A 16934-nucleotide genomic window follows, 5' to 3' on the forward strand; every position below is an offset into this window, starting at 1 on the left:
CTCGTCCGCGACCTCGCGGACGAGGCGGTCCCGGCACACCGGGATGCGGTCTCAGTGCACCGGCAGGTGGCGGGCCCACCAGTCGAGCACGGCCTCGAACCGCTGGACACGATGCCGCGGCCGGCCACTGCGGGTCAGCTCGTGCCCCTCGCCGGGGAACAGCAGGAACTCGGTGTCCGCGCCGGCCTTCTTCAGCGCGACGAACAGCCGCTGTGCCTGTTCCAGCGGGCACCGCCAGTCCTGTTCGGAATGCACCACCGCGAACGGGATGCCGATGTCCGCGGCGTAGGTCAGCGGACTGCGCTTGCGCTGCTCCTCCGGATCGCCGCCGACGTAGACGTCGGTGAACGTCCAGCCGATGTCCGAGCTCCCCGCGAACGAGTCCCACGCGTTGACCGCACGCTCGCTCCACGCGGCACGAAAACGCCGCCCGTGGTGCGCGGCGAGCCACCCGGTCATGAATCCGCCGTACGAACCGCCCATCACCCCGACCCGGTCGGCATCGGTGTCGGGACGCTCGAGCACGGCATCGAGCAGCGCCAGCAGGTCGTCGGCGTCCACCGTGCCAAGGGCGTGCAGCACCGCGCGGCCGTGCGACTCACCGTATCCGGCCGAGCCGCGCGGATTCGCCAGCACCACAGCGTATCCGGCCGCCGCGTAGACCTGCGCCTCGTCGAACAGGCTCCACTCGTAGGCCGCGAACGGTCCGCCGTGGACGACGAGCAGCACCGGATGCGGGCCGTCGCCCTCGGGCGTGACGACCCAGCCGTGCACCGGATAACCGTCGGCCGACGTGGTGGTGATCTCCTCGGCGGGACGGACGCCGCTGTCGCGCAACGGTGCCGAGAACGCTGTCAGCGCCGTGAACGCGCCGTCGCCGTCGGCGAGCAGCACCTCGCCCGCGTCCCCGGGCCCGGCCTGCACCACGGCGATCCGCTCCCCCGCCACTGCGAACGACCGCACGGCCGCCCGCTCACCGGTGAGCACCGGCAGCTCCGGCAGGCTCACGTCGGAGCCCGCTCGCGGCACGCGCCGCAGCCCGGCGGCACCGCGGTCGGCGACGACGACGAGCACGTCGTCGCCGTACGGCGCGGGCGGCCCCGCGGACGCGACGCAGTCCACCGATTCGGCGTCGGTGAGCCTGCGCGGTGGCTCGGATCCGTCGAGCGGCGCCGCCCACAGCCCCGCATTGGTCGCCGCGCGCGCGAAACCCTCGAACGCGGCCGCGTAGAAGAAGACGGTGCCGTCGGCGGCCACGGCCGGGTTCTCCGCACGCCCCTCGGTCCGCACGACCAGGCGCGGGACCCCGCCTGCCGCGGGCACGGCGTAGAGATCGGCGTGCATCGTCTCGGCTCGGTCCCAGTCCCGTGGTGCCGTGACCAGCACCGCCTCGCCGTCCGGGGTCCACGCCGGGTCGGCGACCGAGGCCGCGTCATCGGTCAGCGGCTCCGGCTCGAGTTCCGGCTCGCCGGCCAGCACGTCGAGGACGAACAGCCGCTGCGGCCGGTCGCGCAGGAAGCCGACGTTGTCGATGCGGTAGTCGTACCGCGTGATCCGCCGGGGCGCCTCGTCACCCGGTTCCGGGGTCACGTCACCGACGGTCGTGCCGTACCGGCCGGGTTCCGGCACTCGTGCGGTGAACGCGATCCGCCGCGAGTCCGGTGCCCACACGGGCCCGCCGGCCCCCAGCGGCAGCGCGGTCAGCGCTCGTGACTCCCCGCCTCCGGCCGGCATGACGTGCAGCTGCGCGGACTCGCCCGCATCGCTGCGCAGGAACGCCACCCACCGGCCGTCCGGGGAGATCGCAGGGGCCGAATCGTGGCGCCGGTCCGGACCGGCGCCGTTGCCACTCCCCTGCCGACCCTCGGCGTGGGTCCACGCCGTCACCCCGTCGCGGCCGACGCGCTGCAGTCCGCCGACATAGGCGTTCGCGGCGACGTCGGGGCGCGTGACGGAGACGAGAAGGAGGTCCCCGGACAGGGCGGGCCTGCCGGGGACCTGCTGCAGTTCGATATCGATAGGACGCACGATGCGCAGCCTACCCGGTTATTAGCGGGGCTAACGACCTGTTCCCGGGGACGTCACCCCACACCGTCACCGTTCGTCGTCCGGCCCGGCCGGATCGACGGCCCTCTCCTCCGGAGCCGAGGCGTTGAGCTCCTCCGGAGCTGCGGCGTTGAGGTTCAACCCGGATTGGCCCACCACGCTCGGGTCGCGCTTGGCCTTGACGAGGCTCGCCACGGTGGTCGCGGTCAGCACGACGACGATGACGCCGAGGGACATCCAGTTGTTGATCTCCAGCCACGGCGGCGTGACGTGGTACTCGTGGAATGCGTGGAGCACGAGCTTCACGCCGATGAACGCGAGGATGATCGCCAGGCCCTGCGACAGGTACACCAGCCTGCTCACCAGGCCGCCGAGCAGGAAGTACAGCTGCCGCAGGCCCATCAGCGCGAACGCGTTGGCCGTGAAGACGAGGAACGCCTCCTGGGTGATGCCGAAGATCGCCGGGATCGAGTCGACCGCGAACAGCAGGTCCGCACTCCCGATCGCCACGATCACGAGCGCCATCGGCGTCAGGTACCGCTTGCCGTTCCTCTTGACGACCGAGTGGTGACCCTCGTAGTCGTCGGTGACGCGGAAGGCCTTCCGCGTCAGGCGCGTGACCAGGTTCTCGTGGTACTCCTCGTCCTCGTCCTTCTTCCGCACCATGTTGATCGCCGTGAAGATCAGGAACGCGCCGAACAGGAAGAAGATCCACACGACCTGCGCGATGGCCCACGCGCCGATCGCGATGAACACGCTGCGCATGGCCAACGCGATCACGATGCCGATCAGCAGCACGCGGTGCTGGTGGATCGCAGGCACCTTGAACGACGACATGATCACCATGAAGATGAAGAGGTTGTCGACCGACAGCGAGTACTCGGTGATGTAACCGGTGAAGAACTCGACCCCCGAATCGTGCCCGGCCAGCAGCCATATGCCGACGCCGAACACCACAGCACACCCGACGTAGAAGGTCACCCAACGAGCCGCCTCCCCGGTGGTGACCTCGTGGGGTTTGCGGTCGACGATGATCAGATCGATCGCAAGCAGCGCGATCAGACCGCCGATGGTGGCGGCCCACAGCCAGAACGGCACGGACATCGACGACTTCCTCCGGTCAGCGTGACGGTGCTATCCGGAGGTCTCTTCCACCCGCGGCCTGCGACAGGCACACCGGCCGGCGACACCGGGTGCGGCGGGAGCGCAACCGTGCTGACGACGTCGCCGTGAGGGAATACTCCCCTCCGTGGGGAACAACCGTCCCATCCTGACTCCCCGGTAGGACCCGGCGCCACTTGTGGTGGCCGTCCGGGGTCATCACCACACACGTAACATCGGTCACACGAGACCGTCCCGACGCCGGAAACCGGGCATGCCCGGACGAACCGCCTGCGTCCCACCCCAATAGTGTGAGCACCGTGTCCCGCCTTCTCCACAGCCGCGGCCGCCGTCTGACGGCGCTGGTCGCCGTCGTCGTGCTCCTCGCCGCAGGCGGCCTCCTGTTGTTCCGTGACGGCGAGCGGCCGCCCACGTACCGCACCCAGGCCGCGACCATCGACGTCGCGACCTCCCCGGGGTCGTCCGAGCGCGAGCAGCTCGACACGACGGTCTACGTGCCGGAGGACACGCCCGCACCCGCCGTCCTGCTGCCGCACGGTTTCGGCGGCGACAAGGACAGTGTCGCCCGCGACGCCCGGGAACTCGCCGAACGCGGGTTCGTCGTGCTGACCTGGTCGGCGCGTGGTTTCGGTGACAGCACGGGCATGATCTCGCTCGGCGCACCCGACCGCGAGGTGGCCGACGCCTCCCGACTGCTCGACCACCTGGCCGGCATGCCCGAAGTGGTCTCCGACGACGACGGCGACCCGCGCGTCGGCGTGACCGGCGCCTCGTACGGCGGTGCGCTGGCACTGCTGCTGGCGGGCACGGATTCGCGGGTGGACGCCATCGCGCCTGCGATCACGTACAACGACCTGCGGCAGTCCCTGCTGCCGAACAACGCCACCGACGGCCGACTCGACACGGCCACCCCGGCACCCGGCGCGGGCACGGAATCCGGCGTACTCAAGCGGTCGTGGATCGGCACGCTCTTCTCCGCGGGCTCGAGCGCCCCGTCGGCGACCGCAGGTGCGGGACCCGACGCCGTCGAACCCGGCGACGACGAGGAGAACGACGACCTCGCCGCACCACCGGGCCAGGCAGGCGACACCGGCTCGACGTCCGACGCAGGCCAGGGGCAGAGCGGCGCCGGGGGAAACACGCGCGGCGACGCCGGTGCGTGCGGCCGGTTCAGTGCCGAGGTCTGCGCGGCCTACGCCGACGTCGCGACCGACGGGGTCGCCGAACCGGAGACGCTCGACCTGCTGCACCGCGTCTCGCCCGCCTCCGTCACCGGTGACATCACCGTGCCGACGTTGCTGGTGCAGGGCGAACACGACACCCTGTTCGGTCTCGACCAGGCCGACGCCAACGCCCGCCAGATCGCCGAGGCGGGCGGCGAGGTGTCCGTCGCCTGGTACGCGGGTGGCCACGACGGCGGCGGCCCCGGCTCGAACCTGCGCGGTGTCATGGCCGACTTCCTCTGGCATCACCTGACCGGCGAGGGCAACGACCCCGCTGCGCCCTTCTCCTACGACGTGACCGGTGCATTGCGCCCCGACGGCGCCCCGTCGGTCCGTAACGTCGAAGCGGGCTCCTATCCCGGCGTCAACGGCGACGACGTCGGGCGCCGGACCGTGCGGCTCCTCGGTGAACAGCAGACCGTCGTACGCCCGCCCGGCGGCACCCCCGCCTCGGTGAGCGGCATCCCCGGGCTGAACCGCGTCGTGTCGGGCTCGTCCCGGTTGTCGAGCCTGTTCACCCTCGATCCTCCCGGCCAGTCCGCCGTGTTCACGTCGCGGCCCATGACCGAGCAGCTGCTCGTCTCCGGCGCGTCGACGGTGCGACTGTCCATCACGCCCGAGCCCACGCAGGCCGCCACCGGCCGCAACGCCGACGACACCGGCGGTACCGGCAACGAATCCGGGCAGGAGGACGGCGACTCCGGGCGGGACGGCGGCTCCGGGCAGGAGGACGCGAACCCGAGCGCCGACGCACCGGGCGCCGGCGCCCCGTCCGAGGCGGTGCTGTTCGCCAAGCTGTACGACGTCGGCCCCGACGGCACCCGCACGCTGCCCGGCAACGCCGTGTCACCGATCCGGGTGCCGCTCGCCGACGACGGCTCGCCGACCGAAACGACCGTCACGTTGCCCGGAATCGTCCGGCCGGTCGAGGCCGACCACCGGCTGCAGCTGGTGGTCGGCACGACGGACCAGTCGTACACCACTCCCGACCAGCCCGCCGCCTTCCGCGTCGCGCTCGCCGGCCCACCCGAGGTGGCGGTACCGGTGGTCCCGGGTACGGCGGCGACGTCCGGGTGGCCGGTGGCCCAGCTCGCGGGCGTCGGCGGTGCACTCGCCCTCGCCGTGCTCGTGGCCGCGATCGGCAGGATCCGCCGCAGGCGTTCGCACCGCATGGACCCGGAGCTGGCCGACACCCCGATGGTGATCTCCGGGCTGACGAAGTCCTATCCCGGTGGGCTGACCGCGGTCAGCGACCTCTCGTTCCGGGTCGAGCCCGGCCAGGTGCTGGGCCTGCTCGGGCCCAACGGCGCGGGCAAGACGACGACGCTGCGCATGCTGATGGGCCTGATCTCGCCGTCCGACGGCGAGATCAGGGTGTTCGGCCACCGGGTGACACCGGGCGCGCCGGTACTGTCGCGCATCGGGTCCTTCGTCGAAGGCTCCGGGTTCCTGCCGCATCTGTCGGGCGCGGCGAATCTCGAACTGTTCTGGCAGGCGACCGGCCGCCCCACGGACAAGGCCCACGTCGACGAAGCCCTCGAGATCGCCGGGCTGGGCGATGCGGTGCACCGCAAGGTCCGCACGTACAGCCAGGGCATGCGGCAGCGCCTGGCCATCGCACAGGCGATGCTCGGGCTGCCGGAACTGCTCGTGCTCGACGAACCCACCAACGGGCTCGACCCGCCCCAGATCCACCAGATGCGCGAGGTACTGGGCCGGTACGCGGCGACGGGCCGCACGGTCGTCGTGTCCAGCCACCTGCTGGCCGAGGTGGAACAGACGTGCACCGACGTCGTCGTCATGCACCGCGGCAGGCTGATCGCATCCGGCGGCGTGCACGACATCATCGCCGCGGGCGGCGAGGCCACGTTCCGCGTGGACGACGCGGAACGTGCCGCGGAGATCCTGCGCGGGCTCGACGGCGTGTCCGACGTGGAGATCGCCGACGGCCTCGTGCACGCCGACCTCGACGGCCTGCCGCGCAGCGAGGCCGTCGCGGCGCTGGTGCGTGCGGACGTGTCCGTGGAACAGGCCGGACCGCGGCGCAGGCTCGAAGACGCGTTCCTGCAACTCGTCGGAGAAGGTGAGGGCTGATGAGCGACTCCGAACGCGGTACCCCGGAGCCGTCCGGCGCCGCAACGGCGCACCCGCACGCGGTGGACCAGCACGGCGTGCACACCGACCCGGCCGCGCTGGACGAGCTCACCGACGTGGCCGGGGCGGAACCGGCCACGGGATCCGGGCCGGACGGCGCCGTCACCGGCTACCGCCCAGCCCGGACGCTCCGGCTCGGCGTGGAACTGCGGAGGCAACTGCGCAGACGGCGCACCCAGCTGCTGCTGGCGTTCGTCGCGCTACTGCCGTTCATCCTGGTCGCGGCGTTCGAGATCGGCGAGGCAGAAGCCGACCCGCGCTCGGGCGGGTTCATCGACCTCGCCACTGCCAGCGCGCCCAACTTCGTCGTCGTGGCACTGTTCGTGTCCGGCTCGTTCCTGCTGCCGATGATCGTGGCGCTGTACTTCGGCGACACGATCGCCAGCGAGTCGTCGTGGTCGAGCCTGAAGTATCTGCTGGCGATACCCGTACCCCGGCACCGGCTGCTGCGGCAGAAGGCGATCGCGTCGGCGCTGCTGTCGGCCCTGGCGATCGTGATCCTGCCCCTGTCGGCGCTCGTCGCGGGAATGATCTGGTACGGCGCGGGCGAGGCGATCAGCCCGACGGGCGATTCGATCCCGTTCGCGGACAGCCTCGTCGCGCTCGCACTGGCGACGGTGTACCTGATCGTCCACCTGGCGTGGGTGGCCGGGCTGGCACTGCTGCTGAGCGTGTCCACCGACGCTCCGTTGGGCGCCGTCGGCGGCGCCGTGCTGGTCTCGATCCTGTCGCAGATCCTCAACCGGATCACCGCGCTCGGGGACCTGCGGGACTTCCTGCCGACCCACTTCTCGTTCGCGTGGATGGACCTGATCGCCACCGACATCGAGTGGACCCGCATGGCCTCCGGCGTCCTGTCGGCGACACTGTTCGCCACGGTGTTCGGGCTGCTCGCGGCCCGGCGGTTCGCGACGAAGGACGTCACGAGCTGACGGCGCGGCCCGCTTGCACCGCACCCGGTGCGATCACTGCCCCGGGCCGGTGACGATCACGGTCAGGGCATGACATGTGGCCGGGAATGACCGACAATTCCGAAACAGAATCGTCCCCGCCGCACGCGGCCCCATCCGGCAAGGAGGCCCCATGCCTCGTCCCGTGTACTTCGAGGTCTACGCGAGCGATCCCGAACGGGCGATCACCTTCTACACGACCGTGTTCGAGTGGCATTTCGAACGCTGGGCTCCGGACGCGGCGTGGGCGATCACGACGGGCAGCGGCGCCGGCATCGACGGCAGCCTCGTACAGCGGGACGAGCCGCCACCCGAGAACGGCGCGGCCGCACCGACGTGCTCGCTCACGATGGAGGTCGACGACCTGGACCTGATGGTGCGCGAGGTGCAGCAGGCGGGCGGCTCGCTCGCCGCGTCGGCACGGACCGTCCCGGAGATGGGCAGGCTCGTCCACTGCCGCGATCCGGAAGGCACGCTGTTCGGCATGCTCGAACCCGATCCGAACGCGGCCTGACCTCCGCGATTCACCGCCCGAGTGCCGCCGTCCGAGCGCCACCATCCGAGCGCCACCGTCCGAGTGCCGTCGGCCACTCACGGCCTCATGCCGATCGCTCACGGCCTCGTGCCGGTCACTGCTGTCCGGCGGCGTCCATCCCGCGGAGCTCCTTCTTCAGCTCGGAGATCTCGTCGCGCAGCCGGGCGGCCAACTCGAACTGCAGGTCTCGGGCGGCCTGCATCATCTGGTCGGTCATCTGCTGGATGAGGTCGGCGAGTTCGGCCCGCGGCATCGAGCTCGGTTCGCGGTCCACGAGCACGCCCGAGCTGCGCACCTTGTCGCCCTGCTCCGGCTTCTTGCCCCGCGAGGCGTTGCGCCCGGAACCGCCGACGTCGACCTCCTCCTCGGAGTCCTCGGCCTCGGTGTAGACGCGGTCGAGGATGTCGGCGATCTTCTTCCGCAGCGGCTGCGGGTCGATACCCCGCTCGGTGTTGTAGGCGACCTGCTTCTCGCGCCGGCGGTTCGTCTCGTCGATGGCGTACTGCATCGAGGCGGTGATCGTGTCGGCGTACATGTGCACCTGGCCGGACACGTTCCGCGCCGCACGGCCGATCGTCTGCACCAGGGACGTGCCGCTGCGCAGGAAGCCCTCCTTGTCGGCGTCGAGGATCGCCACGAGTGACACCTCGGGCAGGTCCAGGCCCTCGCGCAGCAGGTTGATGCCCACGAGCACGTCGAAGTCACCGGACCGCAACTGCCGCAACAGCTCGACACGGCGGAGCGTGTCGACCTCGGAGTGCAGGTAACGCACCCGGATGCCCAGTTCGAGCAGGTAGTCGGTGAGGTCCTCGGCCATCTTCTTCGTGAGCGTGGTGACCAGCGTCCGCTCGTCCTTCTCCGCGCGCGTGCGGATCTCGTGCACCAGGTCGTCGATCTGCCCCTCGGTCGGTTTGACGACGACCTCGGGATCGACCAGCCCGGTCGGGCGGATGACCTGCTCGACGAACTCGCCGCCGGCCTGCCCCATCTCGTACGGACCGGGTGTGGCCGAGAGGTACACGGTCTGGCCGATGCGATCGGCGAATTCCTCCCACGTCAACGGCCGGTTGTCGAGCGCGCTCGGCAGGCGGAAGCCGTGATCGACGAGCGTGCGCTTGCGCGACGTGTCGCCCTCGAACATCGCGCCGATCTGCGGCACCGTCTGGTGCGACTCGTCGATGACCAGCAGAAAGTCCTCAGGGAAGTAGTCGATCAACGTGGCCGGAGCGGACCCGGGTGCACGGGCGTCGATGTGGCGCGAGTAGTTCTCGATACCGGAGCAGAACCCGACCTGCCGCATCATCTCGATGTCGTAGCTCGTGCGCATGCGCAGCCGCTGTGCCTCGAGGAGCTTGTTCTGCTTCTCGAGCTCGGCCAGCCGCTCCTCGAGTTCGGCCTCGATGGCGTGTACGGCCTTTTCCATGCGCTCGGGCCCCGCGACGTAGTGCGTGGCCGGGAAGATGCGCACCTCATCGATCTCGCTGACGATGTCGCCGGTCAACGGGTGCAGATAGTAGAGACTGTCGATCTCGTCGCCGAAGAACTCGACGCGGATCGCCAGCTCCTCGTAGGCGGGGATGATCTCGACGGTGTCGCCGCGCACGCGGAAGGTACCGCGGGCGAAGGCCAGGTCGTTGCGGGTGTACTGGACGTCGACCAGCGCGCGCAGGAACACGTCACGATCGACCTCCTCGCCGACCGCCAGCCGCGTCGACCGGTCGAGGTACGACTGCGGTGTGCCGAGGCCGTAGATGCAGGACACGCTCGCCACCACGATCGTGTCGCGGCGCGAGAGCAGGTTCATGGTGGCCGAGTGGCGCAGCCGTTCCACGTCGTCGTTGACCGACGAGTCCTTCTCGATGTAGGTGTCCGTCTGCGGAACGTACGCCTCGGGTTGGTAGTAGTCGTAGTAGCTGACGAAGTACTCGACGGCGTTGTTCGGGAACAGTTCCCGCAGCTCGTTCGCCATCTGCGCGGCCAGCGTCTTGTTCGGCTGGAGCACCAGCGTCGGCCGCTGCACCCGCTCGACCAGCCAGGCCGTGGTCGCCGATTTACCCGTACCGGTCGCACCGAGCAGGACGACGTCCTTCTCGCCCGCCGCCAGCCTGCCGTCGAGTTCCTCGATCGCCGCGGGCTGGTCACCGGCGGGCTGGTAATCGCTGACGACCTCGAACCGCCCGCCTTCACGCGGGATGTCGGAGACGGGGCGGAACTCGGAGTGCGCCAGCACGGGATACTCGGTCGCGAATGCCACGCCATCCAGCATAAGCGTGCCCACCGACACTCTCCGCCCCGCGGGCGTACCTGCTCACCGCAGCGTGGCCGTCCCCGCGCCGCAGTAAAAGGCGCCCCGGCCCGGCCGCTTTCCGAACGTGAGCAGCCCCCGATCGGGGGACAGCGCATCGCACGCCGGCTCCGGCACCGGTGTGGTCCGACTCGACGCACACCGGTGCGCGCAGCAAGATGATCGGCATGCATCCGCCGAAGCGGGAGACGTTCGACGTTGCAGCCGGCACCAACACCGACCCGAAGGGCGTCGTCCGCGACGTCGAGGAGTACCGCGTCGAGGACTGCGGCCTGTACATGGCGCGGCCGACACCGGGACGGGCACAGTTCCGGTATCTCGAATCGTGGCTGTTGCCCTCGCTCGGGCTGCGGATCAGCGACTTCTGGTTCAACCCCGGTCACGAGAAGGACCAGGACTTCTATCTCGACGTCGTCGGTGTCACCACGACTCCCGACGGGGTGTGGCACACCACCGACCTGTACCTCGACCTCGTCCTGCGGCAGCACCGCGGTGTCGACGTGATCGACACCGGCGAGCTGCTCGAGGCCGTGCAGGACGGGCTGGTGAGCTGCGGCGAGGCCACCCGGGCACTGGAGACGGCCTACAGCACGGTCGGCGCGCTCGCCCGGCACGACCACGACCTCGGTGCCTGGCTGGCGAGCCGAGGCATCGCACTCACCTGGAAACGTCACCCCTAGCGCGCAGACCCCTGTTCGGTGGCTTCTCCCGAACGACGAGTGACCTTATCGTCACGCTACGGGCACTTCACTCGTGGCCGGGGAGGCTCTGTTGCCACACGATGCACACGCCTGGGTCGCCTTGCGGGCCAAAGAGGGTGAGGCCGAGGCACTCACTCATGCCGACGAAGCCCACCTCGGCCGGATACAGCCGCTGATGATCCTCGACCAGGCGACGTCGGCAGCACGTCAGATCGGCCGCGCAGAAGGAGTTGCGCGACACCTTCACACTCACCACCGGGTACTCGCCGTCGACGCATCGGACGTCGACCGTTCGACCTTCACTCCGGTCGGAGCCCTCGGCGAACTCGTCGACCGGCTGAGCTACGGCGTGGACCTCTTCGACGTCGGCGCCCCGATCCCGATCCTGCCCGTGCTCCGGGAAGGAGCGTCGGCCCGGACTGCCGCCGATACCGGCCGGCTGGGCGAGGAGACAGGGACCGGAGTCGCCCTGCGCATCCGGTGGAGGCCGGGAATTCCGGCCGAGTTCGAGCGCATTGTCGAGGCTCTGAACGTCGACCCGCGCAGGATCGACATCGTCGTCGACCTGGGATTCATCGAGGCCGTACCCACCGAACACGCTCACGCCGTGCATACCGCCGTGGCGACGGTCCGAGCGATCGGACCGGTGCGCAACCTCGTTCTTCTGAGCGGCTCGGTGCCCTCACGACTGTCACACCATGGAAACTGGCAGCAGGACCGATACGAGGAACAACTGTGGCGTGAGGTCTCGGCGCGACACAGCGACGTGTTGTTCGGCGATTACGGCGTGGTCCACCCGAAGCAGGCACCCGGATGGCCGCCCAAGAACATCACCGTGCGCTACACCTGCTCGACCGGATGGGCCTACTGGCGTCGGCCCATCGAGGAATCAGCCCCCGCGCATGAGGGCGACGGGTCGACCGACGAGCCACCACGAGCACGTACCTTCCGAAAGCTGTGCCGCGAGCTGGTCGACGCCGACATCTTCGCGGGGCGGTACTTCTCGTGGGGCGATCACGAGCTGTCCGACGCAGCACACGGCAACGGGCGAGCTCTGGGCCGCTCGAGCGCACCGATCGCTTTCGCGACGTCCCATCACCTTGCCTATCTGGCCACCATGCCTACCTAGACACAGGGACCGCTGGCCGCTCAGCCGTCCCAGCCCGTCTCGGCGGCCCAGCGTTCGGCACGGACGAACGCGGCATCCACCCAGGACTGTTTCTCCTCGGAGTAGTTCAGCGAACTCGCATCACCCGCGTGCGCGCGGGCGAGCCGCTGTTTGATGTCCGCGTACACACCGGCCTCGGCCGGATGCGCCCGCAGCCAATCGCGGAACAGGAGTGCGAGCCGCCACGCCGGACCTTGCGCCGAGCGGACGTGCAGGTTCACGGGCCGCTGCGGATCGGCACCGTAGTGGAACCGTTTGTCCCACCGGGCCGGCGCGGTCGTCCCGTCCTGCGGTTGGTCGAACCAGTGCCCCTCGGCCCGCACGAAGCCCGCATCGGACAGTGCCTCGGAGACCAGATCGGCCTCGGCCAGCGACGGCACGACGAGCTGCAGATCGAGCGTGTCCTTGGCGGGCAGTCCGGGCACGGCGGTCGAACCGATGTGGTCGGCGCGCTCGGCCTTGTCGCCCGCCGCCGCACGCACCCGTGCCAGTAGCCGTTCGGCCTGCGCGGGCCATGCCGGGTCGGGTTCGACGAGCGTGGGCGGCTTCGGCGCACGGGGCTGCCGCAGGCGCACATTGGCCTCGAAGGGCACGATCCGCTCGTGCCAGAGGGCATCCACCTGCGCCTGCACCAGGTCGGCGGTGCCGCTGTTGTCGAGCCACACGTCGGCCGCGGCTTCACGCTGTGCCCGCGTCGCCTGCGCGGCGATCCGGGACCGCGCGTCCTCGGCGGCCATTCCCCTGCTCTCGCCGAGCCGCCGGACGCGGGTTTCCTCATCCGCATCCACGACCAGCACCAGGTGGTAACTGGCGCCCATGCCGCCTTCGACCAGCAACGGGACGTCGTGCACGACGACGGCGTCGGCGGATGCCTGCGCCATCAGTTCGGCCGTCCGCCTGCCGATCCGCGGATGGGTGATCGCGTTCAGCCGGGCACGCGACTCGTCGTCGGCGAACGCCCTCGCGGCGAGAGCCGCACGGTCCAGTTCACCGTCGGCCGTGAGCACGTCCTTGCCGAACGCCTCGACGACCTCGGCCAGTCCGTCCGTCCCGGGCTCGACGACCTCCCTGGCGATGCGATCCGCATCGATCACCGTGGCCCCGAGTTCGGCCAGCCTGACCGCCACCGTCGATTTTCCCGCACCGATTCCACCGGTCAGCCCTACACGAAGCATGCGCGCATTCAACCAGTCGTCACCACCGGCGCACTCTCCGGCGTCGATCGAACCGTTATCCAGCAAATTCGAGTGACACGCCGCGACGTTCCACCACAGTCCGGCGTTGATTACCTACTCTTCCGCGCATCGGCTATCGCCCACTCGGAGGAACGATGCCAGCCAACACGTACGCCGGGAAACATCGTCTGGGAACCCCGGGCCTGGTGCACTGTGTCATGCACCAGGCCGTTGCGGCGGCACTCGACGAGCACCGCCGCAACTGGCTGACCGCGCTGCTCGTGCCGGCCAAGCACAGCCTGGCGGGCCTCCGCCGCCGCGCCCGTGCCGCGGCGCACGAACGCGCCTGGGCACCCCTGCCCGCCCGCGCGGCCGCCTGACCGACACGACCCCGGTACCCCCGGTCGGCCGGTTCCGTCGCTCGACCCTCTGACACGACAGTGGCCCCGGTCCGTGATCGGACCGGGGCCACTGTCGGTTCATCGCGCGGGGTTCATCGCGCGGGGTTCACCCGCGTGACGTCACGCCTCGCCGAGGCGTTCACGCCACTCACGCACCGCCGGAGAGCTTCTCCCGCAGAGCCGCGAGCTGCTCGTCGCTCGCCAGCGTTCCGCCGCTCTGGGCGGGCTGCTCCGACGAGCCCGTCGACGGGGCCGACGGGGCGGAGGACGAGGACGAGGACGACGAAGAGGAGGAGGAGGACGAGGAGGAGGACGTCGACGCCCCGCCACCAGAGGTGTAGCTCTGGTCGCCGCCCTCGACGCCGGTCGCGGCGTCGGCCGCCGCGGCGGCGTTGGCGGCGGCCGCCTCGGCGACCTGCTTCATGTGCTGCTCGTAACGCTCGTGGGCCTCGGCGTACTGCCGCTCCCACTCCTCACGCGCAGTCTCGTAGCCTTCCTGCCACTCCTGCGTGTCCGGGTCGAAGCCCTCGGGGTAGATGTAGTTGCCCTGGTCGTCGTACTCGGCGGCCATGCCGTACTGCGTCGGGTCGAAGTCGGCGTCCGCCGTGAAGCCCTCGTTGGCCTGCTTCAGCGACAGCGAGATGCGGCGACGCTCGAGGTCGATGTCGATGACCTTGACCATGACCTCGGTACCGACCTGGACGACCTGCTCCGGGATCTCCACGTGGCGCTCGGCCAGCTCGGAGATGTGCACCAGGCCCTCGATGCCCTCCTCGACGCGGACGAACGCACCGAACGGGACGAGCTTGGTGACCTTGCCCGGGACGATCTGGCCGATCGCGTGGGTACGGGCGAACTGGCGCCACGGGTCTTCCTGGGTGGCCTTCAGCGACAGGGACACGCGCTCGCGGTCCATGTCCACCTCGAGCACCTCGACCGTGACCTCCTGGCCGACCTCGACGACCTCGGACGGGTGGTCGATGTGCTTCCAGGACAGCTCCGAGACGTGCACCAGGCCGTCGACGCCGCCGAGGTCCACGAACGCACCGAAGTTGACGATCGAGGACACGACGCCCTTGCGGACCTGACCCTTGGCGAGCGCGTTGAGGAACTCGCTGCGGACCTCGGACTGGGTCTGCTCCAGGTAGGCGCGGCGGGACAGGACCACGTTGTTGCGGTTCTTGTCCAGCTCGATGATCTTGGCCTCGAGCTCGCGGCCGACGTACGGCTGCAGGTCGCGCACCCGGCGCATCTCGACGAGCGAGGCGGGCAGGAAGCCACGGAGACCGATGTCGAGGATGAGGCCGCCCTTGACGACCTCGATGACGGTGCCCTTGACGGGCTCGTCCTTCTCCTTGAGGTCCTCGATCGTGCCCCAGGCGCGCTCGTACTGGGCGCGCTTCTTGGACAGGATCAGCCGGCCTTCCTTGTCCTCCTTCTGCAGGACAAGGGCCTCCACCTCGTCACCGACGGCGACAACCTCGGCCGGGTCGACATCGTGCTTGATGGACAGCTCACGAGAGGGGATGACGCCCTCGGTCTTGTAACCGATGTCGAGCAGCACTTCGTCGCGGTCGACCTTGACGATCGTGCCTTCGACGATGTCACCATCGTTGAAGTACTTGATGGTCTTGTCGATCGCGGCGAGGAAGTCTTCCTCCGTCCCGATGTCGTTGACGGCGACCTGGGCCTGCTCGGCACTCGGGGCGGTGGTGGTGTCGATGGTCATTAGGTGGGTTGCTCCGGTAGCGGATAGATGTCGTGGGGTTTGCAGTTTGCCGAAACCCGCCATCGCCGGGACCGGCCTCGGGGATCCGGAGACGGTCGATCGGTCGACGTCGGGCAGCGCAGGACGGGCCACCGGGTGATGACCGTGCATTCGTCCAGGCGTCTCCGACGCTGATCGCGCCACTTGCGCCGCAACGGCCGCCGAGGATCATCTCGAGGTGCGCGACCACACCACCTCACACGAACCCGGGAGGCGAGAGGAAGCGCGGAACCCACTGCGCTAACAAGCATCGTACGCGGCTGGCTGTGACCCACACAATCAGGGGTGCACGCGTGATCACGCCGCTTCACGGCGGAGAATGGCACCGTGTCCGAGACGCCTCCCCCGGCCGGTTCCGCCGCCCGCGATCCACGGTATGCGGACACCGAACGCGCTCTCGGCACAGCCCGTGTCGCCCACCGCACCGTCGGGTCCACCGAGGCCGAACGCGCGAACCTGGCCTGGTGGGACGCCGACGCGGACACCTATCTCGACGAACACGGCGATTTCCTCGGTGAGGCGGATTTCGTGTGGTGCCCGGAAGGGCTCCGGGAGGAGCAGGCCCGGCTCCTCGGACCGTCCGGCACTCTCGCCGGAGCCGACGTGCTCGAGATCGGCTGCGGTTCGGCGCCCTGCGCCCGCTGGCTCACGGCACAGGGGGCCGACGCCGTCGCGCTCGATCTGTCGGCGGGCATGCTCCGGCACGCCCGCACCGCAGCGCGGCGCAGCGGCCTGACACCGGCACTGCTCCAGGCCAACGCCGAAGCCCTGCCGCTGTCGGGCGCCACGTTCGACATCGCGTGCTCGTCGTTCGGCGCACTGTTGTTCGTCCCGTCCCTGGAGACCGTGTTCGCCGAGGTGGCACGGGTCCTGCGGCCGGGCGGCAGCTGGGTGTTCTCGGTGACACACCCGATGCGGTGGATCTTTCCTGACGACCCCGGGCCGACCGGGCTCACGGCCGTTCAGCCGTACTTCGACCGCACCCCGTACGTCGAACAGGACGAGAGCGGCACCGCGACCTACGTCGAGTACCACCGCACCTTCGGCGACTACGTCCGCGCACTGACCTCGACCGGCTTCCGTCTGCTCGAGGTCGTCGAGCCCGAATGGCCCGACGGGCACACCCGCGTCTGGGGCCAGTGGAGCCCACTGCGCGGCAAGCTCTTCCCCGGAACCGCGATCTTCCGGGCCGAACGAGCCCACTGACCGCCGGCTCGTCCTCACGCACCCGGGCTCCGTGCCCGCACCGCGTCGAGGCGCGGCACGGGCGGCAGCGTTCCCTCGGTTCCCTCGGTTCCCTCGCACCCGGCCGGCCCGGATCGCGCAACCGTTCCCCCGTTACGGGCATGCTGCGGCGTCGATCCTCCGCCCGCGCCGACACCCGCG

At 70.0% G+C, this 16934-nt stretch carries 12 protein-coding genes; 7 read left to right on the forward strand and 5 right to left on the reverse strand.

Going from position 1 to position 16934, the window contains the following annotated elements; all coding sequences use genetic code 11:
- Positions 1-51 precede the first annotated feature (51 nt).
- On the reverse strand, positions 52-2028 hold the full coding sequence (locus LY41_RS19485) for a S9 family peptidase (RefSeq protein WP_253865630.1): 1977 nt from the start codon (positions 2026-2028) through the stop codon (positions 52-54).
- Positions 2029-2094: 66 nt separating this feature from the next.
- The gene (locus tag LY41_RS19490) at positions 2095-3150 is read right to left on the reverse strand and encodes a TerC family protein (RefSeq protein ID WP_253865631.1); all 1056 of its coding nucleotides are present in this window, start codon (positions 3148-3150) and stop codon (positions 2095-2097) included.
- Between the two features lie 308 nt (positions 3151-3458).
- Here LY41_RS19490 and LY41_RS19495 point away from each other — a divergent pair, with 308 nt between their 5' ends.
- The 3 genes from LY41_RS19495 (at position 3459) to LY41_RS19505 (ending at position 8009) form a co-directional block, all read left to right on the forward strand.
- Positions 3459-6485 (forward strand): alpha/beta fold hydrolase, encoded by a 3027-nt coding sequence (locus LY41_RS19495; protein WP_253865632.1) that lies wholly within the window; start codon positions 3459-3461, stop codon positions 6483-6485.
- Complete coding sequence (locus LY41_RS19500; RefSeq protein ID WP_301297375.1) at positions 6485-7477, forward strand: ABC transporter permease; 993 nt, start codon at positions 6485-6487, stop codon at positions 7475-7477. The genes LY41_RS19495 and LY41_RS19500 overlap by 1 nt, the downstream gene beginning before the upstream one ends.
- Positions 7478-7628: 151 nt before the next feature.
- Positions 7629-8009: a VOC family protein gene (locus tag LY41_RS19505; protein ID WP_253865633.1), complete on the forward strand. Its 381-nt coding sequence runs from the start codon at positions 7629-7631 to the stop codon at positions 8007-8009.
- Positions 8010-8124: 115 nt separating this feature from the next.
- On the opposite strand, the gene uvrB is transcribed toward LY41_RS19505, so the two are convergent.
- Positions 8125-10284 carry an excinuclease ABC subunit UvrB gene (gene uvrB / locus LY41_RS19510; protein ID WP_253865634.1) on the reverse strand — a complete coding sequence of 720 codons (2160 nt, stop codon included), beginning with the start codon at positions 10282-10284 and terminating at the stop codon, positions 8125-8127.
- A 209-nt stretch (positions 10285-10493) separates the two neighbouring features.
- Between uvrB and LY41_RS19515 the strand changes: the two genes are divergently transcribed.
- Positions 10494-11015: a ribonuclease FAU-1 family protein gene (locus LY41_RS19515; protein WP_253865635.1), complete on the forward strand. Its 522-nt coding sequence runs from the start codon at positions 10494-10496 to the stop codon at positions 11013-11015.
- Positions 11016-11106: 91 nt separating this feature from the next.
- Entirely contained in the window at positions 11107-12165 is a 1059-nt protein-coding gene (locus LY41_RS19520) for a beta family protein (RefSeq protein ID WP_253865636.1), read from the forward strand.
- 20 nt (positions 12166-12185) lie between these two features.
- Here the strand turns inward: LY41_RS19520 and coaE are convergent, their stop codons facing one another.
- On the reverse strand, positions 12186-13379 hold the full coding sequence (coaE, locus tag LY41_RS19525) for a dephospho-CoA kinase (protein WP_253865637.1): 1194 nt from the start codon (positions 13377-13379) through the stop codon (positions 12186-12188).
- Between the two features lie 155 nt (positions 13380-13534).
- On the opposite strand from coaE, the gene LY41_RS19530 reads away from it, so the two are divergent.
- Positions 13535-13759 (forward strand): hypothetical protein, encoded by a 225-nt coding sequence (locus LY41_RS19530; RefSeq protein ID WP_253865638.1) that lies wholly within the window; start codon positions 13535-13537, stop codon positions 13757-13759.
- A gap of 169 nt (positions 13760-13928) precedes the next feature.
- Here the strand turns inward: LY41_RS19530 and rpsA are convergent, their stop codons facing one another.
- Positions 13929-15509 (reverse strand): 30S ribosomal protein S1, encoded by a 1581-nt coding sequence (rpsA, locus tag LY41_RS19535; RefSeq protein WP_253865639.1) that lies wholly within the window; start codon positions 15507-15509, stop codon positions 13929-13931.
- A 366-nt stretch (positions 15510-15875) separates the two neighbouring features.
- On the opposite strand from rpsA, the gene LY41_RS19540 reads away from it, so the two are divergent.
- Positions 15876-16754: a class I SAM-dependent methyltransferase gene (locus LY41_RS19540; protein WP_253865640.1), complete on the forward strand. Its 879-nt coding sequence runs from the start codon at positions 15876-15878 to the stop codon at positions 16752-16754.
- Positions 16755-16934 lie beyond the last annotated feature (180 nt).

The organism is Prauserella halophila, assembly GCF_024171895.1.
GTDB lineage: Bacteria > Actinomycetota > Actinomycetes > Mycobacteriales > Pseudonocardiaceae > Prauserella > Prauserella halophila.